Annotated in this window: 23 protein-coding genes; 11 read left to right on the top strand and 12 right to left on the bottom strand. The window is 66.5% G+C overall.

The window, feature by feature from the left end:
* Positions 1-17 precede the first annotated feature (17 nt).
* The 6 genes from L593_RS00240 to fen all read left to right on the top strand — a co-directional run bounded on the left by L593_RS00240 (position 18) and on the right by fen (position 5058).
* Positions 18-623 carry a chemotaxis protein CheC gene (locus L593_RS00240; protein ID WP_049893715.1) on the top strand — a complete coding sequence of 202 codons (606 nt, stop codon included), beginning with the start codon at positions 18-20 and terminating at the stop codon, positions 621-623.
* On the top strand, positions 620-1924 hold the full coding sequence (locus L593_RS00235) for a chemotaxis protein CheC (protein ID WP_020444896.1): 1305 nt from the start codon (positions 620-622) through the stop codon (positions 1922-1924). Before L593_RS00240 ends, L593_RS00235 begins: the two co-directional genes overlap by 4 nt.
* 3 nt (positions 1925-1927) lie before the next feature.
* Positions 1928-2455, top strand: a complete 528-nt coding sequence (locus L593_RS00230; RefSeq protein ID WP_020444895.1) for a chemotaxis protein CheD — start codon at positions 1928-1930, stop codon at positions 2453-2455.
* Positions 2452-3264, top strand: a complete 813-nt coding sequence (locus tag L593_RS00225) for a protein-glutamate O-methyltransferase CheR (protein ID WP_020444894.1) — start codon at positions 2452-2454, stop codon at positions 3262-3264. The genes L593_RS00230 and L593_RS00225 overlap by 4 nt, the downstream gene beginning before the upstream one ends.
* A gap of 169 nt (positions 3265-3433) precedes the next feature.
* Positions 3434-4039, top strand: coding sequence for an N-acetyltransferase (locus L593_RS00220; protein WP_020444893.1), 606 nt, complete (start codon positions 3434-3436; stop codon positions 4037-4039).
* Positions 4040-4077: 38 nt separating this feature from the next.
* A complete protein-coding gene (gene fen, locus L593_RS00215) occupies positions 4078-5058 on the top strand; it encodes a flap endonuclease-1 (RefSeq protein ID WP_020444892.1) in 981 nt (326 codons plus the stop codon).
* Here the strand turns inward: fen and L593_RS15800 are convergent.
* Positions 5055-5648 carry a hypothetical protein gene (locus tag L593_RS15800; protein WP_020444891.1) on the bottom strand — a complete coding sequence of 198 codons (594 nt, stop codon included), beginning with the start codon at positions 5646-5648 and terminating at the stop codon, positions 5055-5057. The genes fen and L593_RS15800 overlap by 4 nt on opposite strands.
* A gap of 126 nt (positions 5649-5774) precedes the next feature.
* Here L593_RS15800 and L593_RS00205 point away from each other — a divergent pair, with 126 nt between their 5' ends.
* Positions 5775-7181 carry an aspartate ammonia-lyase gene (locus L593_RS00205; protein ID WP_020444890.1) on the top strand — a complete coding sequence of 469 codons (1407 nt, stop codon included), beginning with the start codon at positions 5775-5777 and terminating at the stop codon, positions 7179-7181.
* A 21-nt stretch (positions 7182-7202) separates the two neighbouring features.
* Here L593_RS00205 and L593_RS00200 read toward each other — a convergent pair whose 3' ends face one another.
* From L593_RS00200 to L593_RS00180, 5 genes are all read right to left on the bottom strand, one after another.
* Entirely contained in the window at positions 7203-7865 is a 663-nt protein-coding gene (locus L593_RS00200) for a DUF447 domain-containing protein (protein WP_020444889.1), read from the bottom strand.
* Complete coding sequence (locus tag L593_RS00195; protein WP_020444888.1) at positions 7862-8704, bottom strand: triphosphoribosyl-dephospho-CoA synthase; 843 nt, start codon at positions 8702-8704, stop codon at positions 7862-7864. The genes L593_RS00200 and L593_RS00195 overlap by 4 nt, the downstream gene beginning before the upstream one ends.
* 126 nt (positions 8705-8830) lie before the next feature.
* Entirely contained in the window at positions 8831-9595 is a 765-nt protein-coding gene (locus L593_RS00190) for a tRNA-dihydrouridine synthase (protein WP_020444887.1), read from the bottom strand.
* Positions 9596-9606: 11 nt separating this feature from the next.
* Entirely contained in the window at positions 9607-10596 is a 990-nt protein-coding gene (gene cofD, locus L593_RS00185) for a 2-phospho-L-lactate transferase (protein ID WP_020444886.1), read from the bottom strand.
* A gap of 209 nt (positions 10597-10805) precedes the next feature.
* Complete coding sequence (locus L593_RS00180; protein WP_020444885.1) at positions 10806-12362, bottom strand: hypothetical protein; 1557 nt, start codon at positions 12360-12362, stop codon at positions 10806-10808.
* A 184-nt stretch (positions 12363-12546) separates the two neighbouring features.
* On the opposite strand from L593_RS00180, the gene L593_RS16220 reads away from it, so the two are divergent.
* A complete protein-coding gene (locus L593_RS16220) occupies positions 12547-14553 on the top strand; it encodes a DNA ligase (ATP) (RefSeq protein ID WP_020444884.1) in 2007 nt (668 codons plus the stop codon).
* A 24-nt stretch (positions 14554-14577) separates the two neighbouring features.
* Here L593_RS16220 and L593_RS00170 read toward each other — a convergent pair whose 3' ends face one another.
* On the bottom strand, positions 14578-15270 hold the full coding sequence (locus tag L593_RS00170) for a type 1 glutamine amidotransferase domain-containing protein (RefSeq protein WP_020444883.1): 693 nt from the start codon (positions 15268-15270) through the stop codon (positions 14578-14580).
* A gap of 162 nt (positions 15271-15432) precedes the next feature.
* On the opposite strand from L593_RS00170, the gene L593_RS00165 reads away from it, so the two are divergent.
* Positions 15433-16500, top strand: a complete 1068-nt coding sequence (locus L593_RS00165) for an mRNA surveillance protein pelota (protein ID WP_020444882.1) — start codon at positions 15433-15435, stop codon at positions 16498-16500.
* 81 nt (positions 16501-16581) lie between these two features.
* Here L593_RS00165 and L593_RS00160 read toward each other — a convergent pair whose 3' ends face one another.
* Together L593_RS00160 and L593_RS00155 are read right to left on the bottom strand one after the other, a co-directional pair.
* Positions 16582-17328 carry an MBL fold metallo-hydrolase gene (locus L593_RS00160; RefSeq protein ID WP_020444881.1) on the bottom strand — a complete coding sequence of 249 codons (747 nt, stop codon included), beginning with the start codon at positions 17326-17328 and terminating at the stop codon, positions 16582-16584.
* 51 nt (positions 17329-17379) lie between these two features.
* A complete protein-coding gene (locus L593_RS00155) occupies positions 17380-18444 on the bottom strand; it encodes a sensor histidine kinase KdpD (RefSeq protein ID WP_020444880.1) in 1065 nt (354 codons plus the stop codon).
* A gap of 375 nt (positions 18445-18819) precedes the next feature.
* Between L593_RS00155 and L593_RS00150 the strand changes: the two genes are divergently transcribed.
* Positions 18820-19179, top strand: coding sequence for a hypothetical protein (locus tag L593_RS00150; protein WP_049893712.1), 360 nt, complete (start codon positions 18820-18822; stop codon positions 19177-19179).
* 215 nt (positions 19180-19394) lie between these two features.
* Here L593_RS00150 and L593_RS00145 read toward each other — a convergent pair whose 3' ends face one another.
* A complete protein-coding gene (locus L593_RS00145; protein WP_049893710.1) occupies positions 19395-20621 on the bottom strand; it encodes a hypothetical protein in 1227 nt (408 codons plus the stop codon).
* 303 nt (positions 20622-20924) lie between these two features.
* On the opposite strand from L593_RS00145, the gene L593_RS00140 reads away from it, so the two are divergent.
* Positions 20925-21113, top strand: coding sequence for a hypothetical protein (locus tag L593_RS00140; protein ID WP_144060676.1), 189 nt, complete (start codon positions 20925-20927; stop codon positions 21111-21113).
* 41 nt (positions 21114-21154) lie between these two features.
* Here L593_RS00140 and L593_RS00135 read toward each other — a convergent pair whose 3' ends face one another.
* Both L593_RS00135 and L593_RS00130 read right to left on the bottom strand, forming a co-directional pair.
* The gene (locus L593_RS00135) at positions 21155-22150 is read right to left on the bottom strand and encodes a 5,10-methylenetetrahydromethanopterin reductase (protein ID WP_049893709.1); all 996 of its coding nucleotides are present in this window, start codon (positions 22148-22150) and stop codon (positions 21155-21157) included.
* Entirely contained in the window at positions 22147-22941 is a 795-nt protein-coding gene (locus L593_RS00130; RefSeq protein ID WP_020444875.1) for a coenzyme F420-0:L-glutamate ligase, read from the bottom strand. Before L593_RS00130 ends, L593_RS00135 begins: the two co-directional genes overlap by 4 nt.
* Between the last annotated feature and the right edge of the window lie 77 nt (positions 22942-23018).

Here is a 23018-nt window from a genome sequence, read left to right as displayed (position 1 = left end):
GCACACGAGGTTCACACATGACGCTAATGGTCGACATCCGGAAGTTGAGCTTCATCAACGAGATGGCAAAAGTCGGGACGAACGGCGTGGCCGACAACATGTCCACCCTGACGGGGGAGGACGCACAGATGGAGGTCACGACGACGAACTTCGTCGAGATCGAGGACATCAAGGCCCAGCTCGACGATGGCAAGCGCGTCGGCGTTCGGACGCGGCTGATGGAACCCCCACATGGCCACGTCCTCATCCTGTTCCCCGAGTCGAGCGCGAAGAAGATCACCGCGCTCATGCTCTCGGACATGGTCGACGACATGTCTTCCGTCTCCGGCGAGATGGCTCGCTCGGCCGTCGAGGAGCTGGGTAACATGATGGCGAGTGGCTTCATCGACGGCTGGGCGGACGTGCTCGGCACGACCATCGACGTGGCCACGCCCCAGCTCGTCTACGCCCCTGCCGGTGAGATCGTCGAACGAACTGCCGGGCTCGGCGGCGACGACCTCGCCCTCTTCTTCGACTCGGATCTCAGCGTCCCCAGCTACGAGATCAAGGCGGAGATCTACGCCTTCCCCGACCTCGAGGAGTTCGTCGAGATGGTCAACAATCTCGAGACCGCCACAGCATGAGGCTCGACACTACGGCACTGGGAACGTTCCACCAGATGGCCCGCGAGGGTGCCGGGATCGCCGCCGGGCGGCTCACCGGTATCGCCGAAGTCGAGGCCCGCGTCGGGATTACGAAGCTCAACTTCGTCCGCGGCGAGGAGATCCACAAGGAACTCGCGGCGGGCGGCGAGAAAGTCGGCGTCCGCGTCGAACTCTCCGGCGCGATCGAGGGCCACTCGATGGTCGTCTTCGACGCCGACAGCGCACGCCGCGTCCTCCAGACGCTCCTGGGCGACCAGTTCGACGACGCGGCTCCCGAGCCGGAGGACGGCACTACCGTCGGCGAGGCCTGGGCTCAGGACGGCGTCGACGCCGATCCGGCCGAATTCGACGAACTCGCCGAGTCCGCGATGGAGGAGGTCGGCCAGATCATCAACAGTGGGTTCGTCGACGGGTGGGCGGACGTCCTCGAGACCGCCATCGACATGACGACCCCCGAGTTCGTCCAGGGCTCGGATCCCGAACCGTTCCTCGAGGGCCTCGAGGCGGCACCCGGGGAGGACGACATGGCGATCATGTTCCGGAGCCAGATCGAGGCCGTCGGCGAGGAGATCGGGTTCACGCACTACCTCTTTCCCGATCACGACGACTTCGCCGCGCTGCTGGATCGCCTCCGCGAGAGCGACGGGATCGAGTACGACAAACTGGTCGGCTTCGACCGCATGGCACAGCGCGGTGCCGAGGAAGTCGCCGACAACATCTCGACGATGACCGGCTTCGACACGGAGATCGAGCTTCGACGGCTCAACTTCGTGCCGATGTCCGCCATCCCACAGGAACTCGGCAACCGTCGGCTCGTCGCCGTCGCCTTCGAGTTCGACGGCACGCCGAGTGGCTACCTCGTCTTCTGCTTCGAGGAGGACTCCGCGGAGACGGTCGTGGACGGCATGCTGCCGACGGCGCCCGACGACGCGTTCGGCGAGATGGGGCAGAGCGCGATCAAGGAGCTCTCGAACATCATGGCGAGTGGGTTCCTCGACGGCTGGGCGAACGTGCTCGACACCAACATCGATCACACGCCTCCCGAGTACTCCCACGACCTCGGCGCGGCCGTCATGGACCCGATCGTGCTCCAGTTCGGCGATTCACAAGACTTCGCGTTCGTCTTCGACACCCACGTCCAGGCGGCCGACCGGGAGTTCGACGTCGAGATCTACGCGATTCCCGACGAGGACGACCTCGAGCGGGCACTCAGCCAGCTCGACGTCGATCGCATCGACGACGAACCGATCGAAGCCGAGTTCCCGATCGACGAGGCCTAACACATGAAGACGTACGGAAGTGAACCCGGTGCGCCGACGCCACAGCAGGTACAGGTCGGTATCTCGGAGTTCGTCGTCACAGACGCCGACACGACCCTGAAGTCCTACGGGCTCGGCTCCTGTCTCGGGGTCGCGCTCTACGATCCGGAGGCGCAGGTCGGCGGGCTCGCACACGTCATGCTCCCCAGCGGCGACGAGGCTGGCGACGCCACGAACCCCGGAAAGTTCGCCGACACGGCGATCCGGGCGATGCTCCGGCGGATGGTCGAGGAGGGTGCGACGTACACCGACGTCGAGGCAAAGATTGCGGGCGGGAGCGACATGTTCGAGTTCAAGAGCTTCGGAGAAGGCGTCGGTAACCGGAACGTCGAGGCTGCCAGGGCCGAACTCGAGAAACTCGGCGTCCCGCTCGTCGCGGAGGACGTCGGCGGCGAGAAGGGCCGGACCGTCGAGTTCAACGCCACGACGGGCGTGCTCCGGATCACTGTCGCCGACGGCGAGGTCGACGGTGAAGGAGTGACCGAGCTGTGAGCGGAGCCGACAGCGAACCCGAGTTCCAGGCGCTCGCGACCTTCGTCGAGGACGAGATGTCCTTCGCGACCAGTCACTACAACGACAGTTACCTCAAACGTCGCTTCACGTCGCGCATCCGCCGGACCGACACGGAGGACTTCGGCGACTACCACGACCTTCTGGCCAGTAGCGAGGAGGAACAGCAGGCGCTACTCGACGCCCTGTCGATCAACGTCACTGGCTTCTTCCGCAACCCCGACGTCTGGGAGGGGATCCGGGAGCATCTGCGGGAGCTATTCGAGGAGCGGTCGATCGTTCGCGCCTGGAGCGCAGCGTGTGCGGACGGTCGAGAGCCCTACTCGCTGTCGCTCCTCGCCCACGACGACCCTCGATGTGATCCGGAACGGCTCCGTATCCGCGCGACGGACATCAACGAGGAATCGCTCGACCACGCCCGCGAGGGTCGCTACGAGAACACCAGGACCGTCGACGTCGGGGAACAACTCCAGTTCCTCTCGAACTATCACAGCTACGTCGAACAGTCAGGGGACCAGTTTCGGATGCGTCAGGCGACCAAGGCGCCGATCAGCTTCGAGAAACACGACCTGATCAACGATCCCTCGAAGTCAGAGTTCGACGTCGTGATGTGTCGAAACCTCTTCATCTACATCGACAACGAGTACAAACAGCCGGTGCTCTCGACGATCGCCGACTCGATGCGCTCTGGCGGGTACCTCGTCATCGGGAAGGCCGAGACGATCCCGCCTGCCCTCCAGTCCGCGTTCTCCGTCGTCGACAGCAAACTCCGCATCTACGAACGGGTCTGAGGCACGCTCGATCCGTTCGCCCCCGACTACTCCCCACTCGCCCCAGACCACTCCGTCCACTCGTCACGGATCACTCCACCGGTCCTCCTGGACCACTCCTCCCGTTTGCACTAGACCACCACCCGCTCACGTCGAAGCTCCTACGGCGACTGGACGCATCGTTTCGGTCGTGCAGTTCCGCTTGCTCGGGTGGCCCGAGGACTCGCCCCGCCTCGACCTCGACCACGAGCGATTCGCGTACGCCGGCAACTACGTGACTGGTCGGACCGGGATCGCCGCCGCGCTGGCAGCAGACGCCGACCCGACGGCGGCCCCGATCGAGTCACAGCGCGACGACGAACCCTGGTCGCCGTCCGAAGATGCCGTCCTGGCAGTCGCGTCGTTCGACGAGGACCGGGCTGCCGATGGAGCGCTGCGGATCCGCTACGTCTCCGTACGAACCGACCACCGCGACGGGGGGATCGGCCCGAGACTGCTGGCGTTCGTCGTCGATCGAGCACTCGAACGCGGCTACGATCGCGTCCGGATCGGCGTCAACAATCCGATCGCCTACCAGGCGGGCTACCGCGCCGGATTCGCGTTCACTGGCGAGGAGAGCGGGATGGGCGAACTGGTGCTCGAAGCGCCGGCTCCCGATCCGTCGACCGAGCAGTACCGCGACGGATTCGACCGCTTCGCCGATCGTGACCTCCCGGTCGAGCAGCAGTCCGTCGTCGAGCGGCACCGAGACGGACAGCCTCCGGACGTGATCGATCCTGAGACACCGGAGCGATAGCGGGGATTCAAGCCGGGTCGTGACATAGGCGAACGCAAATGGGGAACGCAGCCCTGCGAGAGCTAGCCGCGATCGAGGACGTCCCGATCGACTCGCTCGCCGGCGAGGTCGTTGCGATCGACGCGCACAACTGGCTGTACCGGTACCTGACGACGGTCGTTCGGTTCACGCGCGACGACGCCTACACCACGCCGAACGGCGAGGAGGTCGCAAATCTCATCGGTATCTGCCAGGGCGTCCCACGATTTCTCGAGAACGACGTCACGCCGGTGTTCGTCTTCGACGGCGCAGTGACCGACCTGAAGGCCGACGAGGTCGAGCAACGACGCGAAGCGCGTGCGGTCCGCGAGGAACAACTCGAACGGGCTCGCGAGGAGGGCGACGCTATGGAGGTCGCCCGCCTCGAATCCCAGACCCAGCGCCTGACGGACACGATCCAGTCGACCTCTCGCGAACTCCTCGAACGACTCGACCTCCCCGTCGTCGAGGCACCGGCCGAGGGTGAGGCCCAGTGTGCTCACATGGCTGCGGACGGCACCGTCGATGCCGCCGGAACGGAGGACTACGACGCACTCCTCTTCGGTTCGCCGGTCACCTATCGCGACCTGACGAGCAGTGGGGACGTCGAACGGATGGAACTGCAGGCGACGCTCGATCGACACGGCATCACCTACGAACAGCTCGTCGACGCCGGGATCCTCTGTGGAACGGACTTCAACGACGGCGTCCACGGCGTCGGCCCGAAGACCGCGATCGACGCGATCCAGGAGCACGGCGACCTCTTCGGGGTTCTGGATGCCCGGGGCGAGGAGCTTCCACACGCCGACAGGATCCGGAATCTGTTCTTTGATCCGCCCGTCACAGACGACTACGATATCGACCTGACAGTGACGCCGGATCTCGACGCCGCGCGCGAGTTCGTCGTCGACGGCTGGGGCGTCGCTTCGGACGAGGTCGACCGTGGCTTCGAGCGGATTCGCGACGCGACGCAGCAGACGGGCCTCGACCGCTGGAGCTAGGCGCCGACCACGGCGTCTCCGACGAACAGCGTCTCCTCGCAGTCCCCACAGGCCAGCAACGCCACTTCGTGGCTGGCCGAGTCGTCGCTGGTACTCGCTTGAGACGCCTCACTGCCGGGCTCGGTGACGCGGAAGGAAAGCGATGCTTCGCAATCTGGACACGTGTCGAGGAACAGGCGCGTTCCTGACAGCAGGTCGCCCCGCTGGGCGCTCGCAAGGTCGTCCCAGTCGTCGATCCGGTCTTCGAGGACGCTGGAGAAGGCCAGATCCGTTCGGAACGCCAGGCGTGACGGCCAGCGGCCGCTGGTTGTGCCTTCGCGGCGGAGTTCGAACCCGTCGTCGATCTCCTCGGCTTCGAAATGGGGTTCGTCGCTACCAGCATCGAGTGTGATCGCGTCACCAAGGAGCGTTCGTAGCTGCTCCCGTTCCGCGTTTGGGTTGGCCATGCGGTAGTACTCCTGGTCGAGGGCATCCATCACCGCTGCCGCGACCCGATGATCGTCGCCGTCGGTCGTCGGTTCGATGATCTCCGCTTCGAGGAGCGTCGCTTCGACGGTCTCCCCGTCGAGGGCATCACTACTGGCTGACATACTACTGTGTTTCGTTTCCTCCGCAAAGAAACCTCCTCAATAATGCGAGAAACGATACCTCGACCAGTATCCGTCGATTAGCCATGGATCCGGTGTATTTTACTCGCGGCCTGCGAAGGTCGAGTCATGACAGAGGAGTACCGCACGGAGCGGGACAGCCTCGGCGAGATGCAGGTGCCGGCCGACGCGTACTGGGGCGCACAGACCCAGCGCGCGGTCGAGAACTTCCCGATCTCTGACCGGCGGTTCGGCCGACGGTTCGTCCGGGCGCTCGGCGTCGTGAAGAAGGCCGCCGCACGGGCGAACCTCGACCTTGGCACGATCCCCCAGGAGAAGGGCGAGGCGATCGTCGCCGCTGCCGACGAGGTCATCGCCGGCGAACTCGACGACCAGTTCCCCGTCGACGTCTTCCAGACCGGCTCCGGGACGTCGACGAACATGAACGCTAACGAGGTCATCGCCAATCGCGCGACGGAGATCGTCGGTGGCGAGATCGGCTCTCGGGAGGTGCACCCGAACGACCACGTCAACTTCGGCCAGTCCAGCAACGACGTCATTCCGACGGCGATGCACGTCGCCGCACTCGAGGCAGTCGAGAAGGACCTCCGACCCGGTCTCGTCACGCTCCGGGACGTGCTCGCTGAGAAGGAGCAGGCCTTCGACGGCGTCGTCAAGACCGGCCGGACCCACCTCCAGGACGCGACGCCGGTTCGTCTCGGCCAGGAGTTCGGCGGCTACCGGACCCAGGTCGAGAAAGGGCTCCGACGCATCGACCACGTCGGGGACCATCTCGCGGAACTCGCACTCGGCGGCACTGCCGTCGGGACCGGCCTGAACACCCACGAGGAGTTCCCGCAGCGAGCCGCCGAGTACATCGCCGAGGAGACGGAACTCCCCTTCCGGGAGGCCGACGATCACTTCGAGGCCCAGGCGGCCCACGACGCGATGGCCGAAGCCCACGGCGCGCTCCGGACGATCGCTGGCTCGCTGAACAAGATGGCCAACGACCTCCGGCTGCTGGCCTCCGGACCGCGGAACGGACTCGGCGAGGTCGAACAGCCCGAGAACCAGCCCGGCTCCTCGATCATGCCCGGGAAGATCAACCCCGTCGTCGCGGAGTCGGTCAACCAGGTCCACAAGCAGGTCGTCGGCAACGACGCCGCGGTCTCGGCGGGTGCCGCCCGTGGCGAACTCGACCTCAACCTCTACAAGCCAGTGCTCGCGTCGAACTTCCTCGAATCGACGCAGCTACTGGCGAACGCGAGCGAGAACTTCGCCGCGAAGTTCGTCGCGAAACTCGAAGCGAACGAGGCGCACTGCGAGGCACAGGTCGCGCAGTCGATGGCGCTCGCGACGGCGCTCAATCCCCACATCGGGTACGACAAGGCGAGCAAGGCCGCCAAGCAGGCGCTCGCGGAGGACAAGACGGTCCGCGAAGTCGTGATCGACGAGGGCTACCTCAGCGAGGAGGAGGCCGACGAGGTGCTCGATCCCGAGTCGATGACGTACACCGGCATTCTCGGCGAGGACTGACTGGCCGATTCCAGCGTCCCGTTATTCTCTGATTCGATCGCGCCAGCCGACGTACTCGTCGATGCTGTCGAAAGCAGCGAGCGTCCGTGCGTCGCCAGTGGCGTCGACGACGGACGCGAGGGACTCGAGTCGCGCCAGGAGATCCGCCTCGTCGTAGCCGTCCACGTCCAGTCTGGAGGCAGGTACCGTCGCTTCGATTACGGCTGCGCGAGCGCGGTTCGCTGTCGGCACCGATCGCGTACGGACGCCCGATTCGACTGGTTCCAGCGTCCACGTCACGATCTCTGTTCCCCGATCGACGGTTCGCTTCCGTTCCTCGCACTCGATTCGCGTCCAGGCGGCGGACCGTTCGAGGATCGGCTCGTCGGTCTCGAAGGTCGTCAACGCCGCTTCGACGAAGTCCACCGGATCGGTCGTAAACTGCACGTAGGCGTCCCGACCGGCGTCGAGGTTCCTGCGGGTCCGGGTGCGCCCGTAGCTCCGTGCGGTGGCCGCCGTCGTGGCACCTGCTGGAATCTCCTCGTCGTTCCCGCCCGTGGGCGAGATACCGAGGGCCGCCTGGTTCCAGTGGTCGTTGGGGCCCTTCGTCGCGATTACGGTTTCCGTGACGCCAGCGAGGCGTGCCGGCCAGCCCTCGACGCGCTCGCCGTCGGGAGTGACGCCGTAGCTCCGTGCGTGGCTCACGGTTCCACCTCGCCGCGAACGAGCGCGACGAACAGCGCCCCGGCCAGGAGGTCCGCCGTCGTCCCGGGGTTGATTCCGCGATCGATCAGTTCCTCGGAGAAGTCCCGTACGGCATCCACGTCCTCTGGATCGATCGACGCAGCGCGCCGTCGGACCTCCGCAGCAGTCGCTTCGTCGTGCTTCGTGGCGACGAGCGTGTCCGGTTCCGCCGCGAGCAGTTCGAGGTGCACCCGGGCAGCACGCTCGCCGATCGGTCCATCGGTGGTCGCGAGTCGATCGGCGGCAGCGAACGTTCGCTCGAAGCCGTGGGTCCACTCGGCAGCGATCCCGTCGCGATCCGCTGCGGTCTCCATGACGTCGGCCAGCGTCAGGCCCCGGTCGCGGAGCGTCGGGATCGCGTCTGATCCTCGGCGGACGTCGAGTGGTTCGAGATCCGCGGGTGGATCGTCGACCCGGACGTCGACGTGACCGAAGCTCCGGTAGAAGGCTGCGGCGTCGTCGACGGTGGTTGCTGTGGCTGCTGCACTGGCTGTCTCCGGGGTCAACCGATCGTTGCGCACGCTCGCCCGGAGGAGCGGCGCGAGCAACAGGAGCGACCCGAACTGGGTGTTCGTCCCAGACGCTTCGGCCATGCAGGCGACCGCGTTCTCGAAGCCGTCCGCGATCGCGTCTCCCTCGGCAATGCGTTCGAGACCATCCCGGGCGCCGGTCGCTCCTGCGAGAAACTGCTCGAAGCGGAGGTCGGGGAGGTCGCGCTCCCGGTCGACGTTGCCCGGCGTCGGCGTCGCTGCGACCTCGAGGAGGAGTGCCCGCTCGGCCAGCGCTGCCGGGCTCGACATGTGGCGGTCTGGGGACCGCCGGACAATAAGACCGGTGCCACCGGCGGGTGTCGCCGTACGGTCGTGTCGAGTGTCTCGGCGTCGGACTGTGGAACTGCGCTCGGACCGGGAAGTGAGGTGCCCCAATCAGGGCGCGACCTGTTCGGCCTCGAACCACGCCTCCGTCGCGGATCGCACTCGCTCCAGGACTGCCGGTTCCGTGCTCGGTCGACCCACGCTCACGGCGTCGGCGCCGTACTCGAGATACTCGCGGACGCTCTCCCGTCCTCTGACCTCGTTATTGGCGATCACGAACGCGTCGGTGGCCTCGACGACGTCGGCGATCTCGGGCTCGGAGTCCATCGCGTCTACGTGCAGGACGTCGGCACCGGCGACCTCGAGGCGGCTGGCGAGAACGGGCAGGTCGACGTCCGCGAGTTCGGTGCGTAGCTTGACGGAGACCGTCGCGCCCTCGGTCGTGGCAGCGTCGACGTAGTTCGCGAGCCGTTCGGGCTCGCGAAGGAGGGTCTGTCCGGTGCCGACGGCACAGAGTTCCGGCTGTCTGCAGTGGGCGTTGACTTCGAGGATCGCGTCGTGGGCGGCACAGCGTCTGGCGGCGTCGGCGATCGGTTCGGGAGACGCCGCGCGAACGTTGACAGCCGGGAGCAGGGGTTCGTCGGCGAGGGTGGCGAGTTGCTCGTCGATCCAGCCGATGGGATCGTCCGGGAGAAACTCCTCGCGGTCCCGTTCGACGAGTTCCCGTGCGCCCTCTCGCGTCGGTTCGTCGAGGGCGATGCCACCGAGAAACGCTGCTCCGACGTGGGGCAGGGCGTTCGTCGCCCAGGTCGCGTCGGACTGACCGCTCAAACTGGCTACTGCGACGCGCGGTGAAAACGATACGTCGGGTCCCATTCCAGATACACTCAGACCTCGTCGAGCGCTCGCTCGACGGCTTGCACGACGCGGGCGGCGTCCTCGCGGCCGTCGATCTCGATGTCGGTGCGGACGACCGGGCGATCGAAGTTCGCGTCGTCGTCCTCGTCGATCACGAACGCGTCGGCGAAGGGGTAGGCCGTAGCGATGCCTTCGGTCGACGGCACGGCACCCACGGCGTCCATGAGGTCGGCGACCGGCCCGGAGAACGCTTCGTCGCCCCGGAACGGCGAGACGGCGACGACGGTGGTCTGGGCGAGTGCGTCGCTGATGCCGTCGATTGCGAGCATCGGGCCGATGCTCGTCACTGGGTTCGAGGGACCGATGACCACGTCGTCCTCGAGCGCGTCCAGCACGCCGGGTGCCGGTTCGGCCGTCGAAGACCCACGGAACTCCACGTTCTCGACGTCCGGTTCACCGTCGCGAGCGACCCAGTACTCCTGGAAGTGCATGACCTCCTCTGGGGTGTGGACGAGGCTCGCGACGGGATCGTCGCTCATCGGCAGTAGCTCCAGCGTGACGCCGAAGGCCTCGCAGAGACGCTCGGTGACCTCGGAGAGCGTGTGCCCCTCGTCGAGGAGGCTCGTTCGCGTGACGTGGACGGACCGGTCGCGGTCGCCGATCTCCATGAACTCGACCGCGCCGGAGAACCGACGCCAGTCGGCGATGTCGCGGCCGGCAGTCTGCGCGTCGTCCGCGAGGTAGCGCGGGCCGGCTTCCAGTCCCATCGCCTTCCCGATGTCGTGGAGGCCGTCGTGGGTCCGCGTCGTATCGCCGCCGATCCCCCACCAGCGGTCGCGGTTCAGGACGCCCCCGCCCTGGTAGAGCAAGGTGTCGAGGTCGGGCGAGACCAGGAGGCCGCCCAGTTCGATGTCGTCCCCCGTGTTGGCGATCACGGTCGTCTCCTCGGGCTCGTAGGCAACGGCGGCGCCGTCCAACAGCTTCGGCGTTCCGGTCCCGCCGGAGAGGAACGTTACCATGTGCTGGTCCAAGAAGTACAGCCCTATAATGATGTTCACCGTTGCAGGCCGTGCCGACTCGTATCGAACGACGGCCCCGCCGTCTGTGACTGGCATCGACGTTCCCGCAGCGGCGACAGAACCGATAACGATCCGATGCAGTGAGCCCCGATCCGGAGCGACCGATCCGATAGCGATCCGATCCAGATCGACCGGATCGAGCGATCCGATCAGTCCTCGACCCAGTCGACGAAGGATCCCTCGAGCAGCGTTCCTCGCTGTCGGTCGAGATAGGCGCGCTGGGCAGTTCCGATCGCTTCGGCGAGGTCCCCGCCCGCATCGGCTGCTGCTCTGGCACGATCCCGCTTCCAGGTCGCGGGAGTGGTTCGAAGTTCGACGCGCTTTCTGAGTGGCCGGAGATAGCTATCGATCTGGTGGGAGGGGACGTCCTTGGCCCGGAGCCCCGCCTCGGCCTGATCGAGCAGGTCGCCGTAGATCGCGTCGATCCGGCGCGTCTCGTGTCCGTCTTCGGTGATCCACAGCAGGTTCGCGTCGATCCCCTGGCGCATCGCGGCGTAGAAGTTGTCGTACGCGGTCTCCCAGTCGAGTTCGTCCACGGGATGGTCGATTCGCGGAAGCTGTACCATCAGCCCGGCGAAGGCTGCGAGCACCGAGATGGAGTCGTGCACGGTCGGTTGCCCGGCGATCGGGCGGAACTCGATCCGGGCGTTTGCTGCGGACTTCGATGGCCCGTCGAAGACAGGACGAATCCACCGCCAGAAGCTGCCGTGCTTGTGCCGGAAGTGCGCGAACTCGTCGTCGTAGCGCCCGGTCTCCTCGACGTCGATCGGGATCAGCAGGTCGTCCTCGGCCACGCGGTCGACTGTCTGCTTCGCGGATTCGATCTCGCGGGGGAACCTGACTTTGCCGGTGGTCTCGGACGGCGCGTTCAGGACGGTCTCGAAGACGGAGATGCGGTGCTCGTCCCAGCCGTCCTCGATCGCGTCCTCGATCGTCGTGCCATCCTCGTAGCAGTCCGGTGGGAAGAACGGGCTGTTCGCACAGAGCGCGAGCAACGGTGCGGCGATCCTGAGTGCGTAGCGGAAGTACAGCGGCAAATCTCTGGCCTGGGGGACCTGGTAGTGGGGTTGAATCGAGGTAATGAGGCTCTCGGGCATCACCGTCTCCGCCGACAGGGAGACGTGCGGCGCATCGACGACGAGGCCGACGTCCGCGGCCTCGCTGTTGGCCATCGCGTGGTAGCGCACGGCGTCGCTCATGTTCGTCGCGATGGCGACGTCGTTCTCGATCGCGGCCGCGGTGAGGTAGTCCCGCGCAGTCTCGCCGTGTGGCGGAATCGTCCAGAGTCCGTCGCTCACGAGGCGCATCCCTTCGGTCTGCGTGACGTCCTGAGCAGCCGCGAGCCGACTCTGGACCTCGGCCTCCTGTGAGGTCAGCCCGTAACGGTTCAGTGGCTGTGGACTGGTGCTCATCTCGGCGTTGTGGAGGCCGAGTTCCTTCTCGAAGCCGATCATCGTGAGGAGCCGGCGGGGAACCCGCATCAGACTCCCCGCCTCCGTGGCCCCGGTTCGTCCCTCGGCTGCGTCGGGTTCGGCGACGGCGTAGAACTCGTACTCGAGGCCGATGCTGCCCTGTGGGTTGTCGAATATTCCGTCGTCGATCGCCGCTTTGAGACGCTTCCGTTCCGTTTCGACCTGCTGGTGGAAGCGCTCGTGATCGATCGATCGGAGGGCCGCGACGTCGTCCACGAGGTCGACGTCTGCCATGCCCTGGGATCCAACGGCGATTGCCTTCAAGGTGGGGAAGCGGACCGAGGCTTGACGCCGCTGGCGATCATCGTTTCGACGAACTGCGCAAGCTGCATCGGATTCGCGCCCTGACCGGGGACCCGACGGACGGCTGCACTGACCCGCGGCGCTTAACACGAATCCCCCGAAATCCTCGTCTCGAATGGAGTTCGAGGCGTTCGCCACCCGCGCAGCCGAGATCGAGCAGACGGACGCCGACCTCGACGTAATCGCGCTGACGGCGGATCTGCTCGAGGCAGCCGAGGAGGACCTTCCCATCGTCGCTCGGTTCGTCCAGGGTCGAATCTTCCCGGCGTGGCAGTCCCGAACGCACGACATCGGCCCGAGCCGTTGCTACGCAGCCCTGGCCCGTGCTGCCGAGCCCGGCGTCTCCGCGGAGACCATCGAGGATCGGCTCGCGGACCTCGGCGACGTCGGCGACGTGGCTGCCAGCCTCGAGCTGGGTGGACAGGCCGGTCTCGACGCGTTCGCGGTCTCTGGCGACGACGGCGAGAAGGGGCGGTTGGTCAGCGACGTCTTCGAGGAGTTCGATGCGATCGCGAGTGCGTCGGGATCCGGCAGCGAAGACCGGAAGGAAGATCTACTCTTCTCGCTGTTCAGCGACAGCACGCCGGAGGAGGCGCGCTACCTCTCGCGACTCGTCCTCGGCGAGATGCGCATCGGCGTCGGTGAGGGCACCGTCCGGGACGCGATCGCAGCGGCCTTCGAGGTCACCGAATCCACGGTCGCCCGGGCCCTCCAGGTGACCAACGATTACGGGCTCGTCGCGGAGGAGGCCCGTGCGGGCGGCGAGGCCGCCCTGGACGAACTCGGCCTCGAGGTCGGACGGCCGGTGCAGGCGATGCTCGCACAGGCAGGCACCGTCACCGACGCGCTCGAAGACTGGAAGTCGGCGCTCGTCGAGACCAAACTCGACGGCGCGCGAGTGCAGGTCCACTACGAGGCTGCGGAGGACCCGCCGGACGATCTGGTGGCCACGACGGATACCGATGCGAACGACGGAAAGGCTCGCGAGGATCGCGTCCATCTCTACTCGCGAAACATGGAGGAGGTGACGGAGGCCCTCCCGGAGATCGTCGACTTCGTCGCAGAACACGTGGAGCCGCCGGCGATCCTGGACGGGGAGGTCGTCGCGGTCGACGAGGACGGTGAGCCGCTTCCCTTCCAGGAGATCCTGCGACGGTTCCGGCGCAAACACGACGTCGCAGCCGCCCGCGAGGCAGTCGCGACGGAACTCCACGTCTTCGATTGCCTCCACGCACCCCGGAGCGTCCACGACGAACTGGGGAACGACGGCATTCCCACGGTCGATGCAGGAGGATCGGTTCCCGAGGCCGATTCTGGAAACGGGAGCGACCCCGACGGAGCAGTCGCCGAACGGTCGCGAGAGCAGGCTGGCCTCGGGGCGTGGGCTGAAACCGGTGGAGGAAAGCGCGAGGACGGTACTGACCCGGGGTCGGACGGTGGAGGAGCTGTGAGGGGCGATGACGGCCAGCACGAATCGCCGCAGTCCAGCGGTGTCCGCGAGCCGGGGGACGGTCCCGGCGTCGATCTCCTCGACGTCCCGCTCGCTGGCCGGCGAGAGTACCTGGAAGCGGTCGCGGACGACGGCGTCGTCGAGGCGACCGTGACGGCCGACGCCGACGAGATAGCATCGCTGGAAGCCGAGGCGCTCGAAGCCGGTCACGAGGGCATCATGCTGAAGAACCCCGAGGCGGCCTACACCCCTGGTCGTCGCGGGAAGGACTGGCGAAAGCGCAAGCCGGACGTCGAGACGCTCGACCTCGTCGTCACCGGCGCCGAGTGGGGCGAAGGTCGCCGTGCGGAGCTACTCGGCACCTACACCCTCGCTGCGCGAACCGAGGACGATTTCGTCGAGGTCGGGAACGTCGCCACCGGAATCACCGACGAGGAACTCGCCGACCTCCACGACCTGCTCGAACCGCACGTCCGATCGAGCGAGGGCCAGGCGGTCGATATCGAACCCGCCGTCGTCTTCGAGGTCGGCTACGAGGAGATCCAGCGGTCGCCGACCTACGAGTCCGGCTACGCGCTCCGGTTCCCGCGGTTCGTCACGGTCCGGGAGGACCTCGATTCGGACGGTGCCGACTCGCTGGAGCGCGTCGAGCGAATCGCCGACCAACAGTGAGAAACGTGGGACTGCTGGCGGGACTCAGGCGGCCTGCTCGATGCCGAGTTCGTCGAGCAGCGTCTGAGCGGCCCGGGACGAGGAACTCGGACCGCGAGCGGTGACCAGATCGCCGTCCACCCGCACCGAGGTGTCCTGGTCGAGTTCGGCGTCCCAGTCGCCACCGGCGGCTTTGACCTCGTCCTCGACCCAGTAGGGCAGCTTCCGTCCGTCGGGCATCAGGTCCTGGTCGTCGACGATGCCCTCCTCCCAGTCGTTGGGGAAGCCGGTGACGGAGCGGCCGTCGACCAGAAACTCGCCGTCGGCGTCGCGGGTGAACGCCAGGAGACCGGCGGCGTGGCAGACGACGAGCGCTTTGCCGTCCTCGCCCACGACCGCGTCGCGGAGGAGCGTTCGAGCGTGCCTGTCCTGGTTCACGTCCCACTCCGTGCCGTGGCCGCCGGGGAACACGACGGCGTCGAAGTCCGCCGCCGATACCTCGGTAATCTGGACGGGGTTCCGAAGCCGCTCGTCGTTCTTCGCGACCTCCGTCACGTGGTCGGCCTGCTCCTCGCCGACGTTGTCCGGATCGACGGACCTCTCGTCGGGCTCCGGTGCGCCGCCAGTCGGCGTCGCGACGGTGATCTCGACGCCCGCCTCGGTGAGCGTCTCGAGCGGTTCGACGCACTCCTCGCCCCAGTAGCCGTGCTCGCTCACGACGAACAGTGCTGATGGCATCGGCTCGTCATACACCGCCGACCGGAAAAACGCTGGTGCAACCCCTCAGAAACGCAGAATATCGCAGAACTACGGCTCGGTTACGGTTGCCGATCGGCCTCGCCCGGCGACTGGCATCGACCGAACGCAGGACATTTCCGGTGCCGGCGCGGACCGCGGAGTATGCGAATCCAGGACCGATACCGGGTCGAGGGCGGTGCCGAGCGAATCACGCTCGTCCCGGACAGCCTGGACGACCTCTGGCACCTCCAGTACGTCGTCGAACCCGGCGATCGCGTCGCCGGCGACACGACCCGCCGGATCACGCGCGACGACGAACAACTCCGCGACACCGGCGGCGAACGCGAGCACCTCTGGGTCGAGATCGCGGTCGACACCGTCGAGTTCCACAAGTTCGCGAACCGCCTCAGGATCGGCGGCGAGATCGCCGACTGCTCCAGGGAAGACCAACTCGGCCTCCACCACACGCTCAACGTCGAGATTCACGACGAGATCGAGATCGAGAAGCACTTCGCCCCGGACCAGATCGAGCGCATCGAGGAAGCCGAGGAGGCCACCGACCAGCCCGACGTCGCAATCGCGACCGTCGAGGAGGGCGAGGCCGCCGTTTACACCGTCGAGGCCTACGGCACCGAAGAGCGCGCGACGATCACGTCGACGACTGGCAAGGGCGAGTTCGCCCGCGATCGCGACGAACTGTTCGCGGAACTCGCGACCGTCCTCGGCCGCATGGACGCCGACGCGATCGTGCTCGCCGGCCCCGGTTTCACGAAGCAGGACGCACTGAGGTACGTCGAGGAGAACGACGCCGAACTCGCCGACCGCATCCGAACGGTGGACACCAGCGCCGGTGGCGACCGGGGGGTCCACGAGGTGCTCAAGCGCGGCGCGGTCGACGAACTCCGGGAGGAAACGAGAATCGCGGAGGAAGCGGAGCTGATCGACGAGTTGACCGCCAGGATCGGCAGCGACGAACCGGTCGCGTACGGTCCAGACGCAGTCGCCGAGGCGACGGAGTTCGGCGCGGTCGAGACGCTGCTGGTGCTCGACGATCGCTTGCGGGTCGAGCGCGCCGGCGAGGGCGAGTGGTCGATCGACGCCGACCACGTCGTCGAACGCGTGGAGCAACAGGGCGGCGACGTGGTGGTCTTCTCCGGTGAGTTCGATCCGGGGCAGCAGCTCGCGAATCTCGGTGGCATCGCCGCACTCCTGCGCTACCGGATCGACTGAATCGAGCGATTTGGCGTCTCTCTTCTGGGCTCTCTCTTCCGGGCTCTCTCTCTTCCAGGCGTCGCTCCCAACGACGACGCGTTACTGCTGGTCGATCGTCACCGAGAGCCCGTCCTGTGCCATCCGTGCGTCGACGTCGTACTGCTCGGTGAGCGACGCGAGCATCTCCTCCTCGCGTCCGTCCGTGTGGGGATAGCGGTGCGTGAGGTAGATTCGACCGACGTCGACGTCGGCCGAGGCCAGCGTCGCGCCGAGTTCGGCCGGAGTCGCGTGGTTCGACACGTCGACGTCGTCGGGGAACGAGCAGTCGTGCGCGACGACGGCCGTGCCGTCCAGGAACTCGGCGAGTGCCTCGAACGCTTCGGAATCGCCGCTGAAGGCGAAGCGATCGTCGAACCGGTAGGCCAGGCAGGGGAGGGAGTGTTCGGTCCATCGCGCTTCGACATCGAAACCCCCGACCGTCGCGGACCCGGCGTCGAGTTCCCGGACGGTCAGGTCGATTCGGTCCTGCATGTACTCGTGGACGTCGAAGAGCCCCTCGAGCAGGTCCTCCGTCCCCTCGGGTCCGGCCACGGTCAGTGCTTCCTCGCCGGCGAGCCAGCGTGCCTTGATCAGCGGCATGAGGTCGGCGACGTGGTCGAGGTGGTGGTGCGTGAGGAGGACGGTGTCGATGGCCTCGTAGCCCGGCCCATCCGACTGCAGGCGATGGAGGACGCCGCTCCCGCAGTCGACGAGGAGACGTTCGCCGCCGTCTTCCACGACGATGCCGGTCTGGAAGCGATCGCCGGTGGGCATCGCGCTACCAGTTCCGAGGAAGGTGACACGCATAGCAAGTGCTGCCGGTGCGTGGCGTAATAGCTCCGGCGACGAGGAGCCGATTCAGTCGTCGCTCCAGCTCGCCGATCGGGTCGTGCTCTCTGTTGCGGGATCGATCGTCGGGACGAGAATCACGATCCGACAGCCACCTCCGTCGAGGCGGTCGAGCCTGAGCCGTCCACCGGCTGCACGGACGGCCCAGCGGGCTATCCAGGGAGCGATCCCGGTCGCGTGCCGAAGCTGCGTCTCGTCACGACCCTCAAGCGCCGATCGCTCCTGTTCACAGAGCGTGCCGTTCGTTTCGAGCGTGATCGTGGCCCAGTCGTCGCCTTCATCGGCGGCTAGCTCGAGCGTCGTCGCGTCGCCGTGCTCCTCGACAGTTTGACAGAGTTCCTCGAGTGCGACTTCGATCCGATTGTCCACCGTGATAGGGGGGATCGTACCGTCGACGTCGAACCTGCCAGAGAAGGCGGGTACGATCGACCGTCGAACGGTCGTCGCAATCTCCCGGAGTGATTTGGAGCGGGCGGGCGCAGTCACGCACTGCATTCGACCCGCCGAGTCTGCAACGGTTCGAAGGTCTCTCGCGGCCTCGACGATGGTCTCGGCGTCTCGACGTGACTCGGGATCGTCCGAGGACTCCGCGATGGACTGGGCGTAGCCCAGCATCACCGTCAGGTCGTTTCGGAGGTCGTGTCTGAGGACGCGGCGGAGGACCGCGAGCTGCTGATCCCGAATCTGCCGGGCAGTAACGTCGCGGTACTGGAGGTAAGCGGTGACGTCGGACCGGGGTGCCGGGATCGCCCGGACCTGGAACTGCCGGTGGCCGTCTGCGGTTCGCTTGGCCACCGTATCGCAGCCGACCGAACCCGACGCGGCCGTGCGGACGACGGCTCGCTCCGGGTCGGACAGCGCAGTTCGACGCCGAAAGCTACGTGCATCCCGCTCGTCCACGCGGCGGCCGTCGAACTGCTCGAGGTACGAACGGTTCACGACCTGGATACTGGGCGTCTCGGATCCCTGAACGGCTGCCATCGGCTGGGGTGCGTACTCGAAGAGCGCTGCAGACGCTCCGAATGCGAGCGACCGGTCGCTGTACTGACGCCCGTCGCTGCCGGCGTCACTCATCGAAATCCGCCTCCGATCGACCGATCACTCGATGAGGATCTGGGTACGAAAAGCGTGACGTGGCCCGGGCTGGGTGGGACCCGGGGCCGTCACGACCGTTGGCAAGGACCGCTGTGGTTGGATCCGGCATCGTGGGGGAGAGGGGTGGGCACGGCCGGTTCGCCGGCCCAATTACTCGTTTGGGCCGGAAGGTAATAAGATTACCGTTGGCAATTGCAAGTGGCATCCAGAAAACTCCCCCTCGACGCTGCCGGCGAGGGGCCGCATTCGACCGTTTGGCCGAAACATTCACGATGGCTGGGGCGATCGGCCGATGAGGATGGTCGTGGCGAAGGCAAGGTTATTTGGTGGTCGGTCACGTACTGACGTCCAATCGTGCGACTGAGGCAACCAACTGACTTCCTGGTGCTGGAGGCGCTCCACTCCTACGGCAGGAACGTCGCTCCGAACATCGCAGAGATCACGGGAAAGAGCAGGAAGAACGTCAACAACCGTCTTCCGGTACTCGACGATTACGGGCTCGTCCGGAAGATCGGACCGGCCGACCGCTCGGGACTCTACGAGATCACCGAGCAGGGGCGCGTGGCACTCCAGCTCCGCGACCAGTACGACGCTGCTGAGGACTTCGACGCGCTGGTCGATCGCCGTCTGGAGTCCCAGAGTGCGAGTGCAACGACGGCCGAGGCTACCGTCCGCGGTGGCAACGACGACGACGAACCGACCGACGAAGACTGATCGAGCCGTCGACGTTGGGTTCGCTATCGCGATCTCTCGGGAGCAGTTTGCACAGCGCGACACCGAATCTCGTCTTCAGTTGCTTTTCTACTGCGAGTGCCGTATAGTACTATCAGTACTCGTTACAGGGCTGCCCGTTCCTGATGGTGGTGTCGGTCAATCCCGCAGGCCTCCATTCGCTGGCGGGTGACCTCCTGCCGGCCTGGAAGTACCGGTTACTCCTCGTTGAGGCTCGAAAACAGCTCGGATGCAGTGAGGTCTGCGGCGTCCTGAGGAACGTCGTCCCGCTCGTCGTTCGCGCGGGGGCTCTCCTCGACGTTCTCGACGAGGTCGGCGATGCTCGCGTCGTTACCTGCGTCGGCGTTCTCTCCGGTCTCGACCTCGGAATCGGCGATGTCCCGTTTCATCTCGTCGAAGAGATCGTCGATCGGATCGTCGGCACCCGTCGCAGCTGCAGCACCGCCGTCGATGGCAAGCGTGCCACCGGAGGACCCTCCAGTTGTCGGCTCTGGATCGGGGTCTTCCGGCTCGAGTGAGACGTCCGAGAGGTCGCCGAAGACGGACTCTACCTGATCGTCGCTCGCCTCGACGTCGGCGTCGGCAGTGACCGACCCCGTGGTCCCCGAGCCTGCGTCGGCGTTCTCGACGGATTCGATGATGGTCTCCGGCGATTCGTCGAGCTCCAGGTCGGCGTCACTCGGTTCGAGGTCGTCGAGCGATTCGGTGGCTGGAACGTCGAGGGAGAGGTCGTCGTCGGACGCCGGCTCCACGTCCTCATCAGCGTCGTACCAGCGGGGGACCGGCGGATGCTCGTTCGCGAACGCAGGTGGCTGATCTGCCGCGAGGAGAGGGGCTCCGAAGATCCGGAGGCGCTCCCCGTATCGGTTCCGTAGCGCAGCGAGTTGCTCGACGCTCATCATCGCGAAGCGCCAGCGACCACGGGGTGCCACGAGACGGACGATCCTGAGGCCGGCGGGTGCCAGAAGCTGCTCTTCGACGTGGTGGAGGAGCGCCGGATAGTTGTCGGAGCCGAGGTCGCTGTCCGGATACTCGAACCGCGTCCAGAACTCGGTGCCGTTGGCGTCCCTGAGCCGGACGATGAACTTGCCATCTGCGAGCGTGTCTGCCCACTGGGAGGGCTGGATCGTGATCGAACAGTCGTAGGGTGCGAGCAGTTCGTCGAGGTGCACCTCGGGCGCGTGGTTCCAGTACTCCGCGGGGGCGTCGATCCCCCGCGCTGAAGCTGCGATAGCGTCGCCGAGCGCGTCGTGGAGTTCCAATTCGTCCGTGCCGGGAAGGGTCTCCGCGGGGTACGACTGGAGCGGACCGTCCGGCCGCTCCCGGTCTCCATGCGCGTCGACGATCGCGGACTCCGTGAGCCCGATCCCACGCAGGACGGCGACGTACTCCTGCAAACGTTCGTTTGACGACCGCTCGGGCATGTGCTCTAGTAACGAAGACTCACGCCGAACGAATATACCTTTTGACCATCGGGGGTACGATTGGCTTACCAGACCCGGTGTATCGAGGTTCAGACCGTCCAAACCGGCTCACGGGGCGGTCCGTGCTACGTGGCTTCTTCCCCACGTCGCAGCCCCTTCCCCGTCGCGGCTCCGTCGATCCGCTCTCCCCTGGAATCGTCCCAACGTCGCGGACCGACCGGGTGCGAACGACGCTGGAACGAACGGAGGAGCGCTGCGATCGGCTGGTAGGCGCTCCAGTACAAGGGTCGAGCAGTGCCACGGATGGCCATGGCCTCGCTCGTCTCCCAGATCGAGGAACTCGTCGAGTTGTTTACCGACGTCGCCACGAGCGATCCAGTCTCGCCGCTGCTCGTCGTTGCCGGGGCTGCGATCTTCGCAGTCGCTGTCGGCATCGTGAGCGTTCTCGTCGTGGGCGCGATTCTCGAAACGATGGGCCGACCGTTCGAGTGAGCGACGACGCTGCATCCGAGGCGTCTCGAACCGGACGGCAGTCACTGGGTAGCTTGCTCGATGGCCTCGGCGGCGAGATCGATCGCCGTTCGCAGGTCGGGACCGAGGGGCGATCCGACGACGATACCGTCGACCACGTCGTCGATCGCTGCGAGTCGTTCCGTCACGTCCTCCGGAGAGCCGGCGACGGACAGTGCGTCGATCATCGCCGGCGTCACGGCGTCGAAGGCCTCGTGGAAGGCGCCGCGTTCGAGTGCTTGCCCGATTTGCTCGGCACGATCGCTATCGAGGCCGTGTCGATCGAGCACGTGCGGGGACGCCCCGGCCGCGATGAACGCAACCGGTCGACGGGCGAGGGAGCGTGCCTCGTCGTGATTCTCGTCGATCGAAACGCTCGCGTAGGCCAGCACCTCCGGATCCACGCCGTCGTCTCGCTCCGCTCGGCCTTCGGCGACGCGATCTGTGGCCCAGGACAGGTCTCGCGGGTGGGCGGCGTTCACGAGCAGCCCGTCGCCGTACTTCGCACCCATCCGCAGCATGTGCGGTCCCTGCGCGGCGACGTACGCCGGAGGGCGCTCGACGTCGTACTCGAGACCAGCGTCGCTGGTACTGAACGTGCCGTCGTGGCTGACGCGCTCTCCGTCCCACAGCTGACGTGCGACCTGGAGCGTCTCGAGGACCCGTCGCAGCGGCCGTTCGCGGTCGATTCCCAGCGAATTTAGTGCGGAGGCGTCGCCGGGCCCGACCCCGAAGATCGCTCGACCGTCGCTGGCTTCCTGGAGCGTGGCCAGTCGCGAGGCGAGCGTGACTGGATGCGTGTCGTAGGGGTTCGCTCCCGCGGTCCCGACGCCGATTTCGTCTGTCACGCTGGCGATCCGGATGAGCGCGGCGAACGGATCCCGATTGAAGTAGTGGTTGGCGACGAAGACGGCGTCGTAGCCAGCCGTTTCGGCGTGACTCGCGAGGTCGGCCACCTCGTCGATGGGATGTTCCGGCGTCAGTTCGATCCCGGCGTGACCGACGCGTTGCCGGGTCACTGGGATCCCTCCGTGGCCGATCCGGCGTCGCTCGCGTCGGAGAACGTCCACTCCTGCAGGGCCTCTCGGACGAGGTCCTCGCTCGCGTCTCGGAAGAGGTGCTCGCTCCCCTCGTGGTCGCCGAACTCGAATTCACGGATCACCACGACCGGCACGCCGTCGTCGCCCTCGCCGGTCAGGAGGTTCGCGGTAGCCGCGAGTTCGTCGACGATCGACTCGTTGGTCACTTCGAGTTCGTGGCCGTCGCGATCTGTCTCCCCGCGCCAGTCTCGCGTGGCCGGGATCCCCGCGTACCCGATGGCGACGCCCGTCTGGCCGTGCCGGAACGGCCGCCCGCAGGTGTCCGTCACGACGACGGACGCGTCCGCGTCGAGATTGGAGCGGATTCGCTCCGCGCTGGCCATCGGATCATCCGGGAGGAGCAACAGGTCCGAGTCGGGGACGTTCGACCGATCTACGCCTGCGTTGGGTGCGACGTGTCCAAAGCGCGTCGCTGCGAGCAGGAACGGGGCTTCCATCACGAGCGTCTCGCTCTCCTCGAGAACCGCCTGGGCGAACCGGGGGTCCTTCTCGTCACCGGAAATTGCCTCGAGTCGCGCAGCGATCGAACGCGCCCGCTCGCTGGCGGGGAACGCCGAGAGATCGAAGGCCCGACCTTCGGCCTTCGAGACGACGGTGCTCGCGACGCAGACGACGTCGTCGTCGTGGAGCGTACAGCGCTCCTCGATCAGCGACGCGAGGTCGTCCCCGGGGCGAACCTCCGGCAACCCCTCGACAGCGAGACAGTGCATACGAGCGGGGTCGGTACGGCGCGTAAAAAGGCATCCGCTCCAGGAGGGTACGCCGATCGGGAGTGCCAGCGACGGGT

The organism is Salinarchaeum sp. Harcht-Bsk1 (assembly GCF_000403645.1).
Taxonomy (GTDB): domain Archaea; phylum Halobacteriota; class Halobacteria; order Halobacteriales; family Salinarchaeaceae; genus Salinarchaeum.
This window is presented reverse-complemented; position numbering and strand designations above follow the sequence as displayed.

Coding starts and splice junctions, on each gene's coding strand:
- L593_RS00240 (WP_049893715.1), top strand. CDS start 18: ATGACGCTAATGGTCGACATCCGGAAGTTGAGCTTCATCAACGAGATG.
- L593_RS00235 (WP_020444896.1), top strand. CDS start 620: ATGAGGCTCGACACTACGGCACTGGGAACGTTCCACCAGATGGCCCGC.
- L593_RS00230 (WP_020444895.1), top strand. CDS start 1,928: ATGAAGACGTACGGAAGTGAACCCGGTGCGCCGACGCCACAGCAGGTA.
- fen (WP_020444892.1), top strand. CDS start 4,078: ATGGGGAACGCAGCCCTGCGAGAGCTAGCCGCGATCGAGGACGTCCCG.
- L593_RS15800 (WP_020444891.1), bottom strand. CDS start 5,648: ATGTCAGCCAGTAGTGATGCCCTCGACGGGGAGACCGTCGAAGCGACG.
- L593_RS00205 (WP_020444890.1), top strand. CDS start 5,775: ATGACAGAGGAGTACCGCACGGAGCGGGACAGCCTCGGCGAGATGCAG.
- L593_RS00195 (WP_020444888.1), bottom strand. CDS start 8,704: ATGTCGAGCCCGGCAGCGCTGGCCGAGCGGGCACTCCTCCTCGAGGTC.
- L593_RS00190 (WP_020444887.1), bottom strand. CDS start 9,595: ATGGGACCCGACGTATCGTTTTCACCGCGCGTCGCAGTAGCCAGTTTG.
- cofD (WP_020444886.1), bottom strand. CDS start 10,596: ATGGTAACGTTCCTCTCCGGCGGGACCGGAACGCCGAAGCTGTTGGAC.
- L593_RS00180 (WP_020444885.1), bottom strand. CDS start 12,362: ATGGCAGACGTCGACCTCGTGGACGACGTCGCGGCCCTCCGATCGATC.
- L593_RS16220 (WP_020444884.1), top strand. CDS start 12,547: ATGGAGTTCGAGGCGTTCGCCACCCGCGCAGCCGAGATCGAGCAGACG.
- L593_RS00170 (WP_020444883.1), bottom strand. CDS start 15,270: ATGCCATCAGCACTGTTCGTCGTGAGCGAGCACGGCTACTGGGGCGAG.
- L593_RS00165 (WP_020444882.1), top strand. CDS start 15,433: ATGCGAATCCAGGACCGATACCGGGTCGAGGGCGGTGCCGAGCGAATC.
- L593_RS00160 (WP_020444881.1), bottom strand. CDS start 17,328: ATGCGTGTCACCTTCCTCGGAACTGGTAGCGCGATGCCCACCGGCGAT.
- L593_RS00155 (WP_020444880.1), bottom strand. CDS start 18,444: ATGAGTGACGCCGGCAGCGACGGGCGTCAGTACAGCGACCGGTCGCTC.
- L593_RS00145 (WP_049893710.1), bottom strand. CDS start 20,621: ATGCCCGAGCGGTCGTCAAACGAACGTTTGCAGGAGTACGTCGCCGTC.
- L593_RS00140 (WP_144060676.1), top strand. CDS start 20,925: ATGGCCATGGCCTCGCTCGTCTCCCAGATCGAGGAACTCGTCGAGTTG.
- L593_RS00130 (WP_020444875.1), bottom strand. CDS start 22,941: ATGCACTGTCTCGCTGTCGAGGGGTTGCCGGAGGTTCGCCCCGGGGAC.